Source organism: Armatimonadota bacterium, from assembly GCA_031459715.1.
GTDB lineage: Bacteria > Sysuimicrobiota > Sysuimicrobiia > Sysuimicrobiales > Humicultoraceae > Humicultor > Humicultor tengchongensis.
Map to the genome: position 1 here is coordinate 13,311 of JAVKIA010000009.1, position 17,802 is coordinate 31,112.

The following is a 17,802-nucleotide window of genomic DNA, read 5'->3' on the forward strand; positions in this document are numbered from 1 at the left end:
GGGAGCATAAACGACGAACTGCAGGAAAGTCATCACTGCCGGCTGTGCTCGCTTCGCCTGTTGCCTTCCACGGTAGCAGCGGGCACGCCGCTGTCAAGGGCGCCGCTCACCGCACGGCGCGCCCAGCCCAGCGCTTCCTCCACCAGGCGGTCCGCAGCGGTGCGGTCGGCCGGTGGTGGCGGGGGCAGCGGGGGCCCGAAGATCACCCGCACCTGAGACCGGCGAGGAAGGTAGCAACCCAGGGGTAGGGCCTGCGCCGTCCCCAGGATGGCCGCCGGGACGGTGGGCACATCGGCCCGCGCCGCCAGGATCCCGGCGCCGGCCTTGGGGGAACCGCCGCCTGGAGAAACCCTGCCCTCAGGGAAGATGGCGACCAGCGCGCCGGCCCGCAGCGCGCGCACCGCCTCCCTTACCACGGCCAGGTCGATCCGGTCGCGGCGTACCGGGATGGTGCCGTAGGCGCGCATGGCCCATCCCACCAGCGGCATGGCCAGGAACTCTGCGGCGCCGATAAAGAGAGCCCGCCTGGGCAGCGCCGCGGCCAGCACCACCGGGTCGAGGGCGCTGGGGTGGTTGGCCACCACCAGTGCTCCGCCCGAGGGAATGCGCGCCGCCCCCTCCACCTGGAAGCCGAATCCCAGACGCAGCAGGATCCGGACGGTGCGGTAGGCCAGGCGGTAGAGCAGGGTCTGGCGGGGGACCACCTAGTCGTCGGCGCGAGAGGCCGTCTCGCCGTGGCCGGGTGCCTGCGCCGCGTCGGGGGCGGGGAAGCTCACTCTGGCACTGGCCCGCCTCACCGCGCGCCCAAGCGCCACCGCCCCGGCCAGCAGCCAGGCCAGCGGCCGCAGCGCGTAGACGAAGAGGAGGTCAATGTAGCCGAGCGCGCGCCGCAACCAGCGCAGCCGCTGCCCCAGCCGCTGCAGGGTCGGGCTGCGCCCGTAGGTCAGGGTAAGCAGCAGGATGGAGAAGGAGATGAGGAACCGCTGCACGTCGGTGGGGCGCACGTGGAAGAAGTCTTCGACCACCAGCCCTCCGCCGATGCTCAGCACCAGCAGGTAGGCCGCCGCCTCCAGAACGGGGAAGCGCTCGATGAGGTAGACGAAGATACCCGCGGCGAAGCGCATGGTGATAATCCCCAGAGCCACCCCGGTCATCACTACCCAGAACTGGCGGGAGAGGGCCACTGCGGCCACCACGTTGTCCAGGCTGAAGGCCAGGTCGGCGAGCTCCACCCCCAGGACCACCGACCAGAAGGGGCGGCCGCTTCGACGCACGCTCTCCCCGCGGGCCCTGGCCTCCGCGGCCCGGGCCTCAGCCGGCGTCTCCCCCAGGTGATCGACGCCCAGCCTGATCAGGTACAACCCGCCCAGCAGCAGCAGCCAGCGGTTTCGGATCACCCAGGTGGCGACAAAGAGCATCAGCCCCCTCCCCAGGTAGGCGCCCAGCAATCCCACCTTCAGGGCTGCAGGGCGCTGCCCACCCAACAGCCGGTGTACCGGCCGCTGCAGGAAACGGAGGATCCGCGGCCAGGGGATGGGGGTGTGCCGGGGCAGGTGGGCGACCATGGCCCCCAGCACCGCAGCGTTGTCGATGGAAAGGATGCCTTCCAGGTAGATGAGCTGGAGGACGATGAGCAGGACGGCAAGGGGATCGTGCTGCACCCTTTGAGTGTACCCTACCGGAGCACGCTCCGGGGAGGCGTCAGGCGTGGAGCGTGCGGAGGAAGAACAGGCCGATCGCCAGGCTCAGTGCGACCAACACGGTCAGTCCGAAAATCATCTGGAGAACCGGCAGGCGCAGCACCATCCCCAGGATCAGGCCGCCCCCGACGAGGACCAGCATCCCCAGGGAGAGCAGCAGCCACCTGTCCAGCAGCGTGGGCCGCGCCACGAAGCGCTGCTCCACCTGCGGCCTCGCTTCCGAGAGGTAGAAGGGCACATCGGTGAGCACCGTAACCCGCGTGCCGGATCTCCGGCGGAAGAAGAGAGCCGCCTTGATCAACAGCGCATTCTGATTGTGCAGCAGGAAGTGCCACCAGCGGGCAGGCACGAATTCAGGCAGGACGACGGTGAGCTGCTGATCGAAGCCCACCTCCCATTCCAGGTCGTTCAAGTACTGCAGGAAGGGCCCAACGACGGAGCGGTAGGGCGATTCCAGGACCGTCAGCGGAATCCCCATCCCCCAGTGTTCCCACTTCGCCCGGACCTCCGCGGTTTCTCGCGGGTCCATATCCACCAGGACGGCGGTCACGTCCTTGCTCAGCGACTGCGCATAGCGCAGCGCCGGCAGAACGCTTTGATTGATCCCGGAGACGGGGACCACCACCTTGTGCTGCAAGCCGGCCGTGGGCAGGCGCGCCCCCTCCAGCGACAGCTGCCGGGCCACGTCCCGGTAGTGCAGCCAGACGCTCCGCATGAACCAGATCAGCGCCGGGACCAGGAGCGCGACGATCCAGGCGCCCTGAGCAAACTTGGCCATCACCACAACCACCAGGACGATGGCCGTGGCCACCGCCCCGAGGAGGTTGAAGATGATACTGTGAGCCCAACCCCGGCCGCGCTCCCGCCACCACTTCCGGACCATGCCGCTCTGTGAGAGGGTGAACGAGACGAAGACCCCCACCGCGTACAGCGGGATCAGTTGGTGCGTGCTGGCATCGAAGACGTAGATGAGCAGACCGGAGAGGAATGCGAGCAGGAGGATGCCGTTGCCGAACACGAGCCGGTCCCCCAGGTTGGCGAACTGCCGGGGGAAGAAGCGGTCACGGGCCAGGATGGAGGCGAGCCGGGGAAAGTCGGCAAAACTGGTGTTCGCTGCCAGGATCAGAATCGAGGCCGTCGCCGCCTGCGTGAGGTAGTAGCCCAGTCCGCCCCCAAAGACCGCCCGTGCCAATTGCGACACGACGGTCTCGTGTGCCGTGGGCACAATGCCCAGATGCTGGGACAGGTAGGTGATCCCGAGGAACAGCACGCCCAGGATCGCCCCCATCCAGATCAGGGTGATTCCGGCGTTGCGCGACTCCGGGGGACGAAACGCCATGACCCCATTGCTGATGGCCTCGACACCGGTCATGGCCGCCGAGCCGGAGGCGAAGGCGCGCAGGATCAGGAACAGGGTGAGGGGTTGAAACGCTGCAGGCACCGCCGGGGGCAGCCGCGGGGGGAGCGCGGGCGTCCCCCAGGTACGCAAGACGCCCAGAACCACCAAGGTCAGCATGATTCCGATGAACAGGTACGTGGGCACGCTGAAGACCGTGCCGGACTCACGCACACCGCGTAGGTTGACCACGGCAATCAACGCCACCGCAGCCAACGCCAGCGCGACCCGACGGGAGAACAGACCGGGGATTGCAGAGGTGATGGCCGCCACGCCAGCGGAGACACTGACAGAGACCGTCAGCACGTAGTCGATCATGAGCGCGGCGGCGGCCACAAGCCCGAACCACACTCCCAGGTTGGCGTGCGCCACAATGTACGCGCCGCCGCCGCCGGGATACGCGTGCACTGTCTGGAAGTAGGAGAAGACCACGATGGCCAGCACGCTGGTAATCGCCAGCGAGACTGGCCAGGCCAGTCGCAGCGCCGACGGTCCGGCCAGCATCAGGGCCAGCAGGATTTCCTCCGTGGCGTAGGCCGACGAGGAGAGGGCGTCGGAGGAGAATACCGCCAGTCCCTGGATCTTGTTGAGCCGCTCGTGGACGATCCGACGTGTGGGCAGCGGGGGCCCCAGGAGCACCCGCTTCACCTGGCTCAGTGGCATGGCCTCGCCTTTCCCGCCTCAGCCCTCCGCCGTGGGGACGCTGGCCACCGGGGCCTCCCTGGCCTGAAGAGCTGCCCTCCGGCTCAAGAATACTGCCGTAGCGATGGTGAGGACCGCGAGGACGACGACGATCCCGCGCGTCGTGGCAGTGAGCGGCTGGATGATGACCGGCGCGATCAGAATCGCCACCAGGTTCATCACCTTGATCAGCGGGTTGAGGGCGGGACCGGCGGTGTCCTTGAGTGGGTCGCCCACGGTGTCACCGATGACTCCGGCCTTGTGCGCGTCCGACCCCTTCCCGCCGAGGTACCCGCCTTCGATCTTCTTCTTGGCGTTATCCCAGGCCCCGCCGGTGTTGGCCATGAAGACCGCCAGCAACTGCGCGGTGAGGATGGCTCCGGCCAGGTAGCCCCCCAGGGCGGAAGCACCCAGCCCGAACCCCACCAGGACCGGGGCGCCGATGGCCAACATGGCCGGGCTCAGCAGCTCCCGCTGTGCTGCGCGCGTTACGATGTCCACACTCCGGGAGTAGTCGGGGCGGGCCGTGCCGGCCATCAGCCCCGGGATCTCGCGGAACTGCCGCCGGACCTCCTCCACGACCAGGAACGCCGACCGTCCCACGGCGCGAATCAGGAAGGCCGAGACCAGGAACGGCACTGCTCCCCCGATCAGCAGTCCGATGAAGACCTGGGGGAGATTAACCTGGATGCCGATCCGGCTGACCACCTCAGTGACCTGCTCCCCGACCTGCCGCAGCTGCTCGGTGGTCACAAAGAGGCGGGCCTCATCCACAAACGAGCGAAACAGCGCGATGGCCGCCACCACCGCAGTGGCGATGGCGAACCCCTTGGTCAGCGCCTTGGTGGTGTTGCCCACCGCGTCCAGGCGGGCCACGATGCGGCCGGCCAGGGTCTGGCCGCCTCTCTCCACGCCCGACATCTCGAAGATGCCGTTGGCATTGTCCACGATGGGCCCGTAGGTGTCCATGGCCAGGATGAATCCCGTGGTGGTCAGCAGCCCCAGGCCGGCCAGCGCGATCCCGTAAGCGGCCAGGGCCACGCTGCCGCCGAAGATGGCCATGGAGCCGAAGATGGTGGCGGCGATGGCCACGATGGCCCAGACGCTGCTCTCCAGGCCAAAGCCCATGCCCGTCAGCAGCATGGTGGCCGGACCGGTGCGGGTGGCGTAGGCGATCTCGCCCACGGGGGCACGGTCCTCGTGGGTGAAGTACTCGGTGAGCCATCCAATGACCACAGCCAGGACGATCCCCATCAGCGTGGCCCAGAAGAAGCGGAAGTCCGGCGCGCCGGTGGTGGGGTCCCGCAGGTAGAGATAGTTCACCACCAGGAACCCGGCGGCGGACACCAGCGCGGAGATCCAGAAGCCGATATTGATGGGGCGCATGGGGTCGCCCACTGCCTCATCCTTCCCCCGGACCGACCAGGTTCCCACCAGGGAGGCGAAGACCCCGATGGCGCGCACTACCAGCGGGTAGATGATCAATTTCAACGCGAAGGCGCTGGCCACCGCCGGTCCCCCGTAGCGGGCCACGAAGGCCGGATCCAGCAGGGTGGCGGCTCCCAGGATGATGGCGGCCACCAGGGTGACCTCGTAACTCTCGAAGACGTCGGCGGCCATGCCGGCGCAGTCCCCCACGTTGTCCCCCACGTTGTCGGCGATCACGGCGGCATTGCGCGGGTCGTCCTCGGGGATGCCCACCTCGACCTTCCCCACCAGGTCGGCGCCCACATCTGCGGCCTTGGTGTAGATGCCGCCGCCCACGCGCATGAACGCCGCCACCAGTGACCCGCCAAAACCGAAGCCGACCAGCACCCGCATGGCGTTCTCGCGGAAGAGCATGAACATCACAGTGGCGCCCACCAGTCCCAGCCCCACCGTGAACATGCCCGAGATTGTCCCGGCCTGGAAGGCAATCTCCAGCGCCTCGCGGTAGCTGCGGCGCGCCGCGCTGGCCACCCGCACGTTTCCCTGCACGGCCGAGGTCATCCCTACCCGGCCGGCGCCGTAGGAGGCCAAGCAGCCCAGCAGGAAGGCCCCGGCTACCCCGATGGCCAGCGTCGGGTTCTCAGCGTAGATGGGGCGGTAGAGGAGATAAAGGCCCGCCGTGAGCAGGATGATAACGGGCAGCATGGTGCGCAGTTGTCGGTTCAGGTAGGCCAGCGCCCCCTCCTGGATGGCTCCCGCCACCGCCTGCATCGTCGGCGTCCCCGGATCACGGCGCACCACGCGCGCCCGCAGCCACCCGCCGTAGAGTAGCGCCAGCAGTGCCGCCACCAGCACGGCCCACAGCAGGAGGTTCTCCAGGGGGCCGAAGTGGGGCAGGGTCAGTGCCCGTTCGCTTACGCCTTCAGTCATGTGCAACCTCTCCCGAACAGCCTCGTCCGGGCGGACGGGTTTCAGTCAGCGTTCCTAGTGTACACCCGGCCTGCAGCAGCCGGGCAACCGTGATGGTGGTCACGGACATGAGCTTCGGCAGGAGGCAGGGGACTGCGGGGGGTATCAGCGGAGCGAGCCGGCCTCCATTGCCTCCTTGGCTTCCGCGGGCGGGCGGGCCCGCCGCCACAGCGGCCGGAGAGCGGGTAGGGCGAAGAGCAGAGCGGCGGCGAGGAAGAAGCCCAGGGCGATGGGGCGGCCGAGGAAGATGGCCGGGGACCCCCGCCCCATGATCAACGTCTGCCGCAGCGCCTGCTCCGTCATGTCCCCCAGCACCAGGGCCACCACCAGCGGGGCCAGCGGGTAGCCCAGCTTCTTGAAGAGGTAGCCGGCCACCCCCGATCCCAGCATGATCCACAGGTCCAGGATCTGGTTGTTGGCGGCGTAGGCGCCGATGCTGGACATGATTACAATCAGCGGGGCCAGGATGCCAAACGGGATGCGGTTGATGGCAGCAAAGGCCGGCACCAGTGTGAGCACTATGAGCACGCCGATGACGTTGGCGATATACATCGAACCGATCAGTCCCCATACAAACTCCCGCTGCGTCTGGAAGAGCAGCGGCCCGGGGTTCAGCCCCCAGATGAAGAACCCCGCCAGCATCACTGCGGCGGTGGGCGAACCGGGGATGCCCAGGGTGACCATGGGCAACAGCGCCCCGATGCCCGCAGAGTGCGCGGCCGTCTCCGGGGCCACCACCCCCTCCACCTCCCCCTTGCCGAAGCGCTCCGGGTGCGGGCTGAACTGGCGGGCCAGGCCGTAGCTCATGAAGGAGGCCGGTGTGGCCCCGGTCCCGGGCAGGACACCGATCCAGAAGCCCAGGATCGTGCTGCGGACGATGGTGGCGGCGTAGCGCGGAAACTGCCTCCATGTCTCCACCAGGTCCCGGAAGCTGAGCCGGGCGCGGATGCCTTCCAGGCGCAGGCCCTCCTCCACGGTGAGGAAGATCTCCCCCAGCCCGAACAGGCCGATGGCGATGACCACGAAGTTGACCCCGCTCTGCAGGGAGATCAGGCCGAAGTTCATCCGCGGCTGGCCGGTGACGATGTCGAAGCCGACCGTGCTCAACAGCAGCCCCAGCAGCGTCATCAGGACGGTTTTCACCGGGTTTCCCCCTCCCAGCCCGGTGAAGGTGGCGAAGGCCAGCAGGAGGACGGCGAAGTTCTCCGGCGGCCCAAACCGCAGCGCAAGCTCCGCCAGCGGGGGAGCAAAGAACGTGAAGAGGATGATCGACACCAGCGCGCCGATAAACGACGAGGTGAAGGCTGCGGTCAGGGCGATTCCCGGCTTGCCCTGCTTGGCCAGGGGGTGGCCGTCGAAAGTGGTGGCCACGGACCATGGTTCGCCGGGAATGTTGAAAAGGATGGAGGTGATGGCGCCGCCGAAGATGGCGCCCCAGTAGACCGAGGCCAGCAGGATGATCGCCGAGGTCGGCTGCAGGGTGAAGGTGAGGGGCAGGAGCAGGGCCACCCCATTGGTGCCGCCGAGCCCCGGGAGGACACCGATGGCCGTCCCCAGGATCAGCCCCACCACCGCCACGGTCATGTTGAAGGGGGTAAGGGCTACCCCCAGCCCGAAGAGCAGGTCGTTGAAGACTGACAGCAGCGGCATGGCCTATCGCCCGTAAAGGAAGTATTCTAGAACGACCCCCTTGGGCAGGGGGAGGAGGAACCACTTCTCGAAGATCAGGAACAGAACCAGCGGCACCAGGACACTGACCGGCAGGATGGTATGCCAGCGGTGCCGTCCCACCAGCCAGGTGTACCCCGCCAGGTAGAGCGCGCCTCCCAGGTAGATTCCCAGGTAGTCCACCAGGGCCACGACGGCGGCCATGGGCAGGAAGACGGCCAGCAGGGGCTTCCAGGCTCCAGAGGGGATGAAGGGCGCGCCGCCCTCCTCGGTCAGAGGCGCGCGCAGGCCCTGCCCCAGCAGGATCACGGCGCAGACAGCAACCCCCACCGCCAGCCAGAAGGGAAAGAACCCGGCTCCCGGACCCACCGCCGTCCAGCCGATGGGCAGCCGCAGCGCCTGGCGCAGCAAGGCGCCCGCCCCCAGGGAGAGGGCCAGGGCCATCAGTATCTCCGCCCGCCGCATGTCGCCTCTAGTGTGGCGGGGGAGCCTGTAGCCCCCCGCCACTTCTGCTAAGGTTTGGGCGCCAGACCGCCCTTGACCATCAGGTCGATCACCGTCCTGTCCTTCTGCTCCAGCCAGGCCACGTACTGCGGCCCGGTGAGGAACGCCTTGGTGAACGCGCCACGCTCGATGAAGTCCGCCATCTCCGGGGTGTCCATCAGCCTGGCAAAGACATCGCGGTAGAAAGCGGCGGCCTCAGCGGGCATGTCCTTGGGACCGAAGATGCCGCGCAGCATCTGGTACTCGATAGGAAAGCCCAGCTCCTTCATGGTGGGGATGTCCCCCCAGGCTGTGTTACCCACCACCGGCTTCCGCAGGGGGACGCGCTCGCTGGCGAAGATGGCCAGCGGCCGCAACCGCCCGCCTTCCCAGTGGCCGACCATCTCCAGGGGGTTGTTCACGGTGAAGTCCACCTGCTTGCCCACCAGGGCAGCGGCCACCGCTCCACCGCCGGGGAAGGGCACATAGGTGAAGTCCACGCCCCAGGCCTGCTCCAGCATTACCATGATGATCTCGTCCTCCTGTTTGGATCCTGTGCCGGCCATCTTGATGCTCCCCCGGGGCGCCGCCCTGGCCGCGGCGTGGAACTCCGCCACCGTCTTCCAGGGGGAGTCGTTGTGCACCGTAAGGACGAAGTTGTCCAGCAACAGCCGGGCGATGGGGGTGAGGCTGCGCCAGGTGAAGCGCGTGCCGTCCCGGTTGCGGATAACCTGGGCCACGGGGGTGGCAAAGAGGTTGTCCAGGGTGATGAGGATGGTGTGCGAGTCCCCCGCCTTGTCCACCAGGAAGAGAAACGCCTGGGCCCCGGCACCCGCCGGCCGGTTCACCGGAATGAAGGGCTGCGGGGAGAGGCGGTACTTCTCGATGAGCGGGGACATGAAGCGCGCCTGCTGGTCGGCGCCCCCGCCGGTCCCTGCGGGGATGGTGAACTCCACAGGCCGGCGGGGGGTAAAGGCTGAGGCTCCCGCAACCGGCCCGGGCGGTGCGACCAGCCCCACCAGCAGCACCAGCACCACAGCCAGCCGTAAGGGCAGTTTCCGACTCACCTTCCTCACCTCCGACGCTGGAGTGATCCTGCTTGCTCCACCCTGCCGGGCGAAAGCCTATTCTTAAGTGCATCAGTCAAAAATTGATAAACGCGAAGCCCGTCTGCTGCAACGGCTCGCGGCGAACGGGCTTCGTCACTCACCGGATTCCTCGCCGGCTCAAGCCTGCCTCTCAGTCCGGACTCCTCCCGTTGGTGATCTCGCTGGCAAAGGGTATGACCCCGGGGATGATCCAGCGCTCCCACATCTCGTCGACCTTGGCCTGGAAGTAGTCGATGTCGTCGTCGGTAAAGTGGGCGAAGCGCCCCTGCCGCACCAGGTAGTCGCGCACCGGCCGGCGCTTCGACCGTCCCTGGGCGATGCCTTTGGTCCGACCGTACAACTTCAGTTTGTGGTCCTCCACCTCGTAGAGGGGCCAGATGCCGCACTCCACGGCCAGCTCGCCCAGCTCGTGGGAGAGCATGGGGTCGTAGTCCCATCCCTTGGGGCAGGGGTCCAGGGAGTGGATGAAGGTGGGGCCGCCGATGGAGAGAGCCTTGCGCACGCGGTTCATCATCTCTACGGCGTAGCTGGCGCAAACGGTGGCCACATAGCGGCAGGAGGGATGGCCGGCGGCCAGCATCCCGGCCACGTTCTTCTTCCAGCGCTGGTGCAGGATGCGCTTGGCCGTCCCCGGAGGGCTGAAGGTGGTGTGCGCGCCGTAAGGGGTGAGGCCGGAGAGCTGGATGTCGGTGTTGGCGTAGGACTCGTTGTCGTAGAGGAGGATGAGGAAGTTGTACTCGGTGTGGGTGAGGGCGGCGGAGATGGCCGACAGACCCATGTCCGCACCCCCCCCATCCCCGCAGAATGCGATGACGTTGATGGGCTCGGTGGGCAGCTTCCCCTTGCGCATCAGTGCCCGCAGGGCGGCGGCCGTGCCCAGCCCGGCGGAGCCGCTGGACCCAAGCTGCGTGTGCATCCAGGGGACCACCCAGGAGGTGCTGTAGTAGGTGGTGTTGGCCACGTACATGCACCCCGTGGACCCCAGGACGATGGTCCGCGGTCCGGCCGCCTTGACCATCAGCCTCATCACCAGGGCGGACTCGCAGCCCTGGCACGTGCGGTGGCCGGAGGTGAAGTACTCCCCCAGCGGCACCTTCTTCACGCCCTTAAAGGGCTCCAGGGTGGGGAGCGGGGTGGTGGCGATGGCCTCGGCCATGGTACTCACTCCTCCTCTACTGCCGGATCCCGATCCAGTAAGTGCTCTCCACCGGCTCGCCGGCAGCGGCGCGGCGGACCAGCTCGGTCATCTCCCGCACGTTGGGCACGGTGACCTCGCGACCGCCCAGCCCGCAGATGAAGGCGACTAGCGGCGGGCGGGCCGGCGCGCTGTAGAGGGCGGCGCGAATCTCGTTGGCCAGCACGCCGCTGCTGTGCGGGGAGCCGAAGGAGTAGTCCCGGTCGATCACCCCCACCGCGCGGAAGCGGGAGAGGGTGGCCGCCAGCTCCTGGGTGGGGAAGGGACGGAACCAGCGCAGGCGGACGAACCCCACCTGCAGCCCCTGCTGGCGCATCTGCCGCACGGCAACCTTCACCGGCATGGAGAGCGTCCCCATGCCCACCAGCACCACCTCGGCGTCCTCGGTCTGGTACTCTTCAAAGAACGGGTTGCCATAGGTCCGGCCGAAGATGCGCTCGAAGTCGGTGTAGGCCTCGCGCAGCACCTGCCGCGCCCGGGTCATGGCTTCGTCGTTGTGCTTGCGCAGCTCCATCAGCCAGTCCTCGTTCACCTGCGGCGCCACGGTGATGGGGTTGTCCGGGTGCAGCAGCAGGTCGCCTCGGTTGTAGGGAGGGAGGAACTGGCGCACCCAGGACGACGGGGGGACCCTGACGATGGACTGGGAGTGGGTGAGGAAGGCGCCGTCGCAGCCGATGGCGCAGGGGAGGAAGACCCGCCGGTCCTCCGCCACCCGCCAGGCAATAAGCGCCGTGTCCAGAGCCTCCTGCGCCGTGTCCACCCAGACCAGCAGCCACCCCAGGTCGCGCACGGCCAGGGCGTCGTTGTGCTCCACCCCAAAGGCCCCGGGGTCGTCCAGCGCCCGGTTGCCCACCATGGCCACCAGGGGGATGCGCAAAGCCGGCGTCACGGTGAGCGCCTCGAAGGCGTACATCCAGCCCACACCGCTACTGCCGCAGAAGACCCGTGCTCCGGCCGCAGAGGCATGCTTGACGATCTCGAACTGCGAGTGCTCGCTTTCGGCGACGATGTACTCGCAGTCCAGTTCTCCGTTGGCCACCAGCCTGGCCACGTACTGCATTACCGTGTCGTAGGGCCGGATGGGGTAGGCGGTGATGACGTCCACATCCGCCAGCTTGCAGGCCACGGCGATGGCCTCGCTGCCGCTGATCAGCTCCTCCCGCTCCGTCTCCGCCGGCTCACTCCGCTGCGCAACCTTGGCCATGGCTCAGCCTCCTGTACGCTCCCTGACCGCAGGCCCTCCCACAGCCGCGGCCGCCATCTCCCGGATCTGCCGCTCGTACTGCCCGCGCTGCTGGAAGCCGTGGGAGCGCTCCGGCCGGTGCTGGATCTTCTCCCGCACCCAGGCCCGGTACGCCTCCCGGTCCCGCTTCCAGGCGGCCCACTGGCTGTCATTGTTGGTGAAGGCCGCCTCGTTCACCATGGTGATGCAGTTGTCCACCGGACACACCGCCTCGCACACCCCACAGCCGCAGCAGGCCTCCATGTTGGCGTCGTAGTATCCGTCCGGGGTGACGTCGAAGCAGGAGTCGGGACACTGCAACCAGCAGAGCGTGCACTTGATGCAGGCCTCGAAATCGATCACGGGGCGCATGGTGCGCGTGCTGAACTTCTTGAAGTACGGGTTGCGCGCCGGCCGCCACCCACCCACTGCGCCCGTGGTCGGGTCGGGGAAGGCCTCCCCGGGGACGATGGCGGGAATGGTCACCCCTTCCCGCAGCTCCCACCACCGGGGCAGCTCGAACTCGTAGGGCCTGCGGCGGTCACCCACCCCGGGGGCTACGGCCATGACCTCCACGCGCTCGTAGGCCTTGCGGGCCGAGGCCACCTTCTGCTCGCTCTTCCACTCCTGTCGGATGGCCGCCTCCACCGCCTCCAGGCTCACCAGGTCTGGCAGGAGGCGGGAGACGGCGCCCAGCACCCGCACATCGGTGTGGTCGTCCTTGTACACCCACAGCCCGGAGAACGACGGCAGGCCGCGGACCAGGGCCAGGTGGTAGGGCTGCTCCCGGGCGTGAGCCATCTGCAGCAGGTCGGCGAAGTCCAGCATGGTGGTCACCAGGAGATACCCGCCGGGCCTGGTCAGCCTGTTGATGGGCTGCAGCCCGTACCAGGCCCAGGACTCTACCCCCTTGCACAGCGTGTCGTCCAGCGCGACGGTCAGGTCCACGCTCTTAGGCTCGTACTGGGCCATGCTGGCCTGCAGTTCCTCTTCGTTGTCGGCGACGATGGCAAAGTTCTTGGCGGGGATGCCGTTGCGCTCGGGGCTGTCGCCGTAGCGGCCGAAGGCGATGCCGATCTTGCCCTGCTTTACCGCGGCCAGGACGATGCCGCGGGTGATGTTCTTGGCCAGGGTCTTCTGGAAGATCCCGCGGTAGACCACTTCCACCGAATGAGTCGCCATCGCTACCTCCCTAAGCCTGCAGGCGCTGCAGGATCTGCCCGATCTCCTCCAGGTGCTGCTCCATGGCCCGCTGCGCCCCTGCCGGATCGCGGCGTCGCAGCGCCGCCAGGATGCGGCGGTGGCCTTCCAGGGAGCGCTGCGGTCGCCCCTGCACCTGCAGCGAGCGCGCCCGCCCCTCTCGCAGCAGGTCCATCAGCACGTCCATCACCTTCAGAATCACCTGGTTGCGCGCGGCGGTGGCCAGGCGGTAGTGGAAGGCGGTGTCCTCGTCGATCCCCGGCTCCCCCACCCGCACCTTCGCCGCCTGGCGCCGCAGGATCTCCGCCATCGCCCGGATGTCCTCTTCCGAGGCCCGCTGTGCCGCCCGGTAGGCCAGCGCGGGCTCGATGATGCGGCGTGCGTCCAGCAGGTCGAAGAGCAGGTCCCTGCGCTGCAGGAGCGCCGACGCCAGGGGGGAGACCACAGAATCGAGGGTGAGCTCCCGCACCACGGTCCCTTCGCCCTGGCGGGGCACCACCAGGCCGGCCAGCTCCAGCACCCGGATGGCGTCGCGCACCGAGTCACGGCTGACCCCGAAGGCCTGGGCCAGCTCACGTTCGGGAGGCAGGCGGTCACCGGGGCGCAGGCGCCCCTCCGCGATCTGTGCCTGGATCTGGGCGGCGACGGCCTCGTAGACGCGTGTGCGGCGCACCGGCTGGAACCGGGGCGCGATGGCAAGCGCCTTCACCTTCCCACTCCGAACTGGGGCAGTGGTCGGTCATCCAATGGCCTGACCAAACCATCTCATACCCGATCCGCGGCGTCAAGCGGATGTGCTGGCTCACCAGTGGGCAGCGGGCGGAATGGCAGCGACCGCCGCTTTGGTGACCGCAATGGCCTCAGCGCGCGCGCTCCTCCAGGGCGCGGATGGTCTCCTGGAGGAGCCGTCCCCGAAGCTGCGCCCGCTGCTCAGGCCCAAGGCGCCGCGGGGCGCCGGGAAGGCCGGGACCCGGGCCTGCCGTCCCTCCGGGGCCTGCCCCTCCCCGCTGCCGGACGGCCCGGAGGGCCGCCCGCTGCTCCGGGGTGAAGCGATCACGGACGGCTCGGGCGAAGGCTGCGGCCGCCTCGGCATCCCCAGGCGGCACCTCCTGCAGGGCGCGGAGCAGCGGCAGGATCGCCACCGCCTGCTCGCGGGTCAGCCGGGTAGCCGGATCCCGTTCCAGTATCCGGATGGCCAGAACGATGGCCAGCCCCGGGTCGGCAGGGCGCGCCGGGGCCAGCCGGCTGCGCGCCAGGTAGTAGGCGCCCCCTGCCAGGGCCAGGAGTGCGACGAGGGCCGACGCCGCAATCCACCACCGGTATCTACGCATGCCGCTCCCCCGGCGAGCGCTACTCGTAGCGCAGCGCCTCGATGGGGTCCAGCCGTGCCGCCCGCTGCGCCGGGTACAGCCCGAAGAATACCCCCACCGCCACGGCGAAGGAGAAGGCCAGCAGTACCGCCTGCGGGGGGAGCAGGGTGGCCCAGCCGGCGAACCGCGTCACCAGACGCGAGCCGAGAATGCCTGCCAGGATGCCCACCAGGCCGCCGCTTGTGCTCAACAGGACCGACTCCACCAGGAACTGCGCGAGGATGTCCTGCGTCCGCGCGCCCACGGCCTTGCGGATGCCGATCTCCCTGGTCCGCTCCGTCACCGAGACCAGCATGATGTTCATGATGCCTATTCCTCCCACGATCAGGGAGACGGCGGCGATGCCGCCCAGGAGGAGGGTCATCGTCCGGGTGACCCCGGTGATGGCCTGCAGCACGTCAGCCTGGCTGCGGATGGTGAAGTCGTCCTCCTGGTCGGGCCCTAGCCGGTGCCGCCTGCGGAGCAGCGCAGCCACGTCGTTCTGGGCGGCCTCCATCGCCGCGGCGGAGGCCACCTGGATGTAGATGCTGCGCACGTAGTCGACGCCAAAGAGGCGCCGCTGGGCCGTGGACAGGGGGACGAAGACCACGTCGTCACGGTCGAAGAAGCCCGTGGCCCCCTTGGGCTCCATGAGGCCGATGACCGTGAAGGTGACGCCGCGGATCTTGACCTGCTGCCCCACCGGGTCGGCGTCCCCAAAGAGCTGGCGGGCCACCGTCTGGCCCAGCACCGCCACCCTGGCGCGGCGGCGCATGTCCTCCTCGGTGATGAACGACCCGGCCACCGGGTGGAAGTTGCGCACGGCAGCAAACTGGGGGGTGACCCCGGAGATCTGCGTGCTGGTGTTCTGCTCGCGAAAAAGCACCTGTGCCTGGCGGGAGAACTCGGCGCTGACGCCGGCGACGTTGGGCACCTCCGCGGCGATGGCCTCCGCGTCCGCCAGGGTCAGGGTCCGCACCGGTCCCGCCGTGGCCACGCCGCCAAAGCGCTGCACCCCGGCAAAAACCGTGAGCAGGTTGCTGCCCAGGGCCTCCACCTGCTGCGTGACCGCGTGGCGCGCCCCCTGGCCGATGGCCACCATGGCCACCACGGAAGCCACGCCGATGATAACCCCCAGCATGGTGAGCAGCGAGCGCAGCGTGTTGGCGGCGATGGACCGCCAGGCGATGCGGATGCTGACGGCGACGTTCATGGAGCTGGCCGGCCCCCGCCCCCGCGTACCGGCGTATCCCGCACCACCCGACCATCGCGGAACTGGATCAGCCGGCGGGCGCAGGAGGCAATCTCCGCGTCGTGGGTGACCAGGACGATGGTCATTCCCTCCCGGGAGAGGCGCTGCACCAGGGTCATGATCTCGCGCGCCGCCGCGGAGTCCAGGTTCCCGGTAGGCTCATCCGCCAGGATGATGGCCGGGGACATGACCAGAGCACGGGCGAAGGCAACGCGTTGCTGCTCTCCACCTGAGAGCTGGGTGGGCAGGTGGCGGGCGCGCTCCCGCAGGCCCACCGCCTCCAGGGCAGCCAGGGCACGGGCGCGGCGGTCGGGGACACCGGCGTAGATCATGGGCAACTCCACGTTCTCCACCGCCGGCAGGCGCGGCAGCAGGTTGTAGGACTGAAAGACGAACCCCAGCCGCCGGCTGCGCAGGCGCGCCAGCGCCGCATCCGGGAGCGTGGTCACATCGACCCCTTCCAGCCGGTAGGTCCCTGCAGTGGGCCGGTCCAGGCACCCCATAATGTGCAGGCAGGTGGACTTCCCCGAGCCGCTGGGCCCCATGATCGCCACAAACTCCCCGGAGGCGATGGTCATGGTCACGCCGCGCAGGGCTCGTACCTCCACCCCGTCCATCCGATAAACCTTCTCCACGTTCTCCAGCTCGATGAGTACCACCGACGCTTAGTTCCGCCCCGGTGCCGTGCGCCGCGGAAACTGCGGCTGAAAGGGGCTGATCGGCTGCGGCGCGGTGCTCCTGCCGGGGGCGGCCGCGGGGCCCAGGTAGATCACCTGCCCCTCCCGCAGGCCGCGGATGATCTCCACGAAGCGCCCATTGGTCGCGCCCGTCTCCACGGGAACGGGAACCAAAGCCTCGCCGTCCACGACGAGGACCTGCCTGCGGTCGGTGCCGCGGACCGCCTCGGTGGGGACCAGCAGGACGCCCTTACGCTCGCTGATGAGGAACTCCGCGTCTACCGACATCCCCAGCCGTAGCGCGGGGTCGGGGTCCTGCAGCGTCACCACCACATTGAACTGGATGACGTTCTGCACCACAGTGGACTGAGGGGCGATGCGCTCCACGCGCCCGGCGAAAGTCCGCTCGGGCAGGGCGTCGGCGGTGATACGCACGGCCATCCCCGGCCGGATCTGGGCCACGTCCGCCTCGTCCACAGGCACGTGGGCCTGGATGACCCGGAGGTCTGCGATGGTCAGCACGAGGGTGCCCCCCGTCAGTCCGCCGATCACCGACTGCCCCCGCTGCACGGCCAGCACGGCGATGATGCCGGAGATGGGCGCGGTGATCTGCGTCTCCCGCAGCCGGTCACGGGCCTGAGCCCACTGGGCGCTGCTGCTGCGCACCGCCGCTTCGGCTGCGGCCACGTCCGCGGCCAGCGCGTCCTCCTGCAGCCGCGCTGCCGCGGCGGCGGCCAGGGTGGCTTCAGCCTCGCGCACCTGCGCCCGGGCTACGGCGATATCCTCCGCCCGGTTCCCCGCCTCCAGCGCCTGTAGCCGCGCCCGGGCCGCGCGCACCTGTGCCTCGGCCACGGCGGAGTGGTTCTGCGCCTGGTCCAACTCGACGCGGGGGACGAAACCGGCGGCGTAGAGCTGTTGCGTCCGCTCCAGGTTCTGCCGCGCCAGGTCCAGGGCTAGCTCCGCCTGCCGCAGCGCCTCGCCCGCTTGCGCCACCTCCTCGGGGCGGGAGCCAGCCAGAACCTGGGCCAGGCGGGCCTGCGCCGTGGCCAGGGCCTTCTCGGCCTGGGCCACCCTGGCGGCGTTCTGCGCCCGGGCGGCGGCCAGGCTGCGGCGGGACTGGTCCAGCCGCGCCCGGGCCACGGCCAGTTGCGCCGTGGCCGCCGCGTAGGCGGCGCGAGCGTCCTCGTCTTCAATCACCGCCAGCAGCTGCCCGCGGTTCACGTGGTCCCCCTCCTGGACACGTAACTCCGCCACCGTGCCCGTGGCCCGCGAGCGCACCTCCACCTGGGCGTAGGGCTGCAGGGTGCCGGTCCCGGAGACGCTGACCACCAGGTCGCCGCGCACAACCACCGCCGTGCGCCGCCCCTGCGCCGGGGCCCGCGCCCCCGTTCGCCCGCGCACCACCCAGGCGGCGGTGGCCAGGAGGGCGACTACCACCACGACGACGGCGACCCGTCTCACCGGCATTCCTGT

The 17,802-nt window shown here is 69.0% G+C and carries 15 protein-coding genes; all 15 read right to left on the reverse strand.

Translation table 11 applies throughout. The features are described 5' to 3' along the window. Nucleotides 1-32: 32 nt before the first annotated feature. The 15 genes from QN152_05305 to QN152_05375 all read right to left on the reverse strand — a co-directional run bounded on the left by QN152_05305 (nt 33) and on the right by QN152_05375 (nt 17,790). Nucleotides 33-704 (reverse strand): lysophospholipid acyltransferase family protein, encoded by a 672-nt coding sequence (locus tag QN152_05305; protein MDR7538936.1) that lies wholly within the window; start codon nt 702-704, stop codon nt 33-35. After that, on the reverse strand, nt 705-1,661 hold the full coding sequence (locus QN152_05310) for a tellurium resistance protein TerC (protein MDR7538937.1): 957 nt from the start codon (nt 1,659-1,661) through the stop codon (nt 705-707). 40 nt (nt 1,662-1,701) lie between these two features. Further along, nucleotides 1,702-3,759, reverse strand: a complete 2,058-nt coding sequence (locus QN152_05315; GenBank protein ID MDR7538938.1) for an APC family permease — start codon at nt 3,757-3,759, stop codon at nt 1,702-1,704. Nucleotides 3,760-3,777: 18 nt separating this feature from the next. Then, nucleotides 3,778-6,135: a sodium-translocating pyrophosphatase gene (locus tag QN152_05320; GenBank protein MDR7538939.1), complete on the reverse strand. Its 2,358-nt coding sequence runs from the start codon at nt 6,133-6,135 to the stop codon at nt 3,778-3,780. Nucleotides 6,136-6,279: 144 nt separating this feature from the next. Continuing rightward, nucleotides 6,280-7,824, reverse strand: coding sequence for a tripartite tricarboxylate transporter permease (locus QN152_05325; protein MDR7538940.1), 1,545 nt, complete (start codon nt 7,822-7,824; stop codon nt 6,280-6,282). Between the two features lie 3 nt (nt 7,825-7,827). Further along, on the reverse strand, nt 7,828-8,307 hold the full coding sequence (locus QN152_05330) for a tripartite tricarboxylate transporter TctB family protein (protein ID MDR7538941.1): 480 nt from the start codon (nt 8,305-8,307) through the stop codon (nt 7,828-7,830). Nucleotides 8,308-8,354: 47 nt separating this feature from the next. Further along, the gene (locus QN152_05335; GenBank protein ID MDR7538942.1) at nt 8,355-9,392 is read right to left on the reverse strand and encodes a tripartite tricarboxylate transporter substrate binding protein; all 1,038 of its coding nucleotides are present in this window, start codon (nt 9,390-9,392) and stop codon (nt 8,355-8,357) included. A gap of 172 nt (nt 9,393-9,564) precedes the next feature. After that, entirely contained in the window at nt 9,565-10,590 is a 1,026-nt protein-coding gene (locus QN152_05340) for a thiamine pyrophosphate-dependent enzyme (protein ID MDR7538943.1), read from the reverse strand. A gap of 16 nt (nt 10,591-10,606) precedes the next feature. Further along, nucleotides 10,607-11,833, reverse strand: a complete 1,227-nt coding sequence (locus tag QN152_05345) for a pyruvate ferredoxin oxidoreductase (protein MDR7538944.1) — start codon at nt 11,831-11,833, stop codon at nt 10,607-10,609. Between the two features lie 3 nt (nt 11,834-11,836). Further along, nucleotides 11,837-13,033, reverse strand: a complete 1,197-nt coding sequence (locus QN152_05350; GenBank protein MDR7538945.1) for a 4Fe-4S dicluster-binding protein — start codon at nt 13,031-13,033, stop codon at nt 11,837-11,839. 10 nt (nt 13,034-13,043) lie between these two features. Further along, complete coding sequence (locus QN152_05355) at nt 13,044-13,760, reverse strand: FadR/GntR family transcriptional regulator (GenBank protein MDR7538946.1); 717 nt, start codon at nt 13,758-13,760, stop codon at nt 13,044-13,046. A gap of 151 nt (nt 13,761-13,911) precedes the next feature. Next, nucleotides 13,912-14,382, reverse strand: a complete 471-nt coding sequence (locus QN152_05360) for a hypothetical protein (GenBank protein MDR7538947.1) — start codon at nt 14,380-14,382, stop codon at nt 13,912-13,914. A 19-nt stretch (nt 14,383-14,401) separates the two neighbouring features. After that, nucleotides 14,402-15,613, reverse strand: coding sequence for an ABC transporter permease (locus QN152_05365; GenBank protein ID MDR7538948.1), 1,212 nt, complete (start codon nt 15,611-15,613; stop codon nt 14,402-14,404). Then, nucleotides 15,610-16,269 carry an ABC transporter ATP-binding protein gene (locus tag QN152_05370; protein MDR7538949.1) on the reverse strand — a complete coding sequence of 220 codons (660 nt, stop codon included), beginning with the start codon at nt 16,267-16,269 and terminating at the stop codon, nt 15,610-15,612. The genes QN152_05365 and QN152_05370 overlap by 4 nt, the downstream gene beginning before the upstream one ends. 48 nt (nt 16,270-16,317) lie before the next feature. Then, on the reverse strand, nt 16,318-17,790 hold the full coding sequence (locus QN152_05375) for an efflux RND transporter periplasmic adaptor subunit (protein MDR7538950.1): 1,473 nt from the start codon (nt 17,788-17,790) through the stop codon (nt 16,318-16,320). Between the last annotated feature and the right edge of the window lie 12 nt (nt 17,791-17,802).

Excerpts from the sequence above, each read along its gene's own strand:
- QN152_05315 (MDR7538938.1), bottom strand. The coding sequence starts at position 3,759 with ATGCCACTGAGCCAGGTGAAGCGGGTGCTCCTGGGGCCCCCGCTGCCC.
- QN152_05320 (MDR7538939.1), bottom strand. The coding sequence starts at position 6,135 with ATGACTGAAGGCGTAAGCGAACGGGCACTGACCCTGCCCCACTTCGGC.
- QN152_05325 (MDR7538940.1), bottom strand. The coding sequence starts at position 7,824 with ATGCCGCTGCTGTCAGTCTTCAACGACCTGCTCTTCGGGCTGGGGGTA.
- QN152_05330 (MDR7538941.1), bottom strand. The coding sequence starts at position 8,307 with ATGCGGCGGGCGGAGATACTGATGGCCCTGGCCCTCTCCCTGGGGGCG.
- QN152_05340 (MDR7538943.1), bottom strand. The coding sequence starts at position 10,590 with ATGGCCGAGGCCATCGCCACCACCCCGCTCCCCACCCTGGAGCCCTTT.
- QN152_05345 (MDR7538944.1), bottom strand. The coding sequence starts at position 11,833 with ATGGCCAAGGTTGCGCAGCGGAGTGAGCCGGCGGAGACGGAGCGGGAG.
- QN152_05350 (MDR7538945.1), bottom strand. The coding sequence starts at position 13,033 with ATGGCGACTCATTCGGTGGAAGTGGTCTACCGCGGGATCTTCCAGAAG.
- QN152_05360 (MDR7538947.1), bottom strand. The coding sequence starts at position 14,382 with ATGCGTAGATACCGGTGGTGGATTGCGGCGTCGGCCCTCGTCGCACTC.
- QN152_05365 (MDR7538948.1), bottom strand. The coding sequence starts at position 15,613 with ATGAACGTCGCCGTCAGCATCCGCATCGCCTGGCGGTCCATCGCCGCC.
- QN152_05370 (MDR7538949.1), bottom strand. The coding sequence starts at position 16,269 with ATGGACGGGGTGGAGGTACGAGCCCTGCGCGGCGTGACCATGACCATC.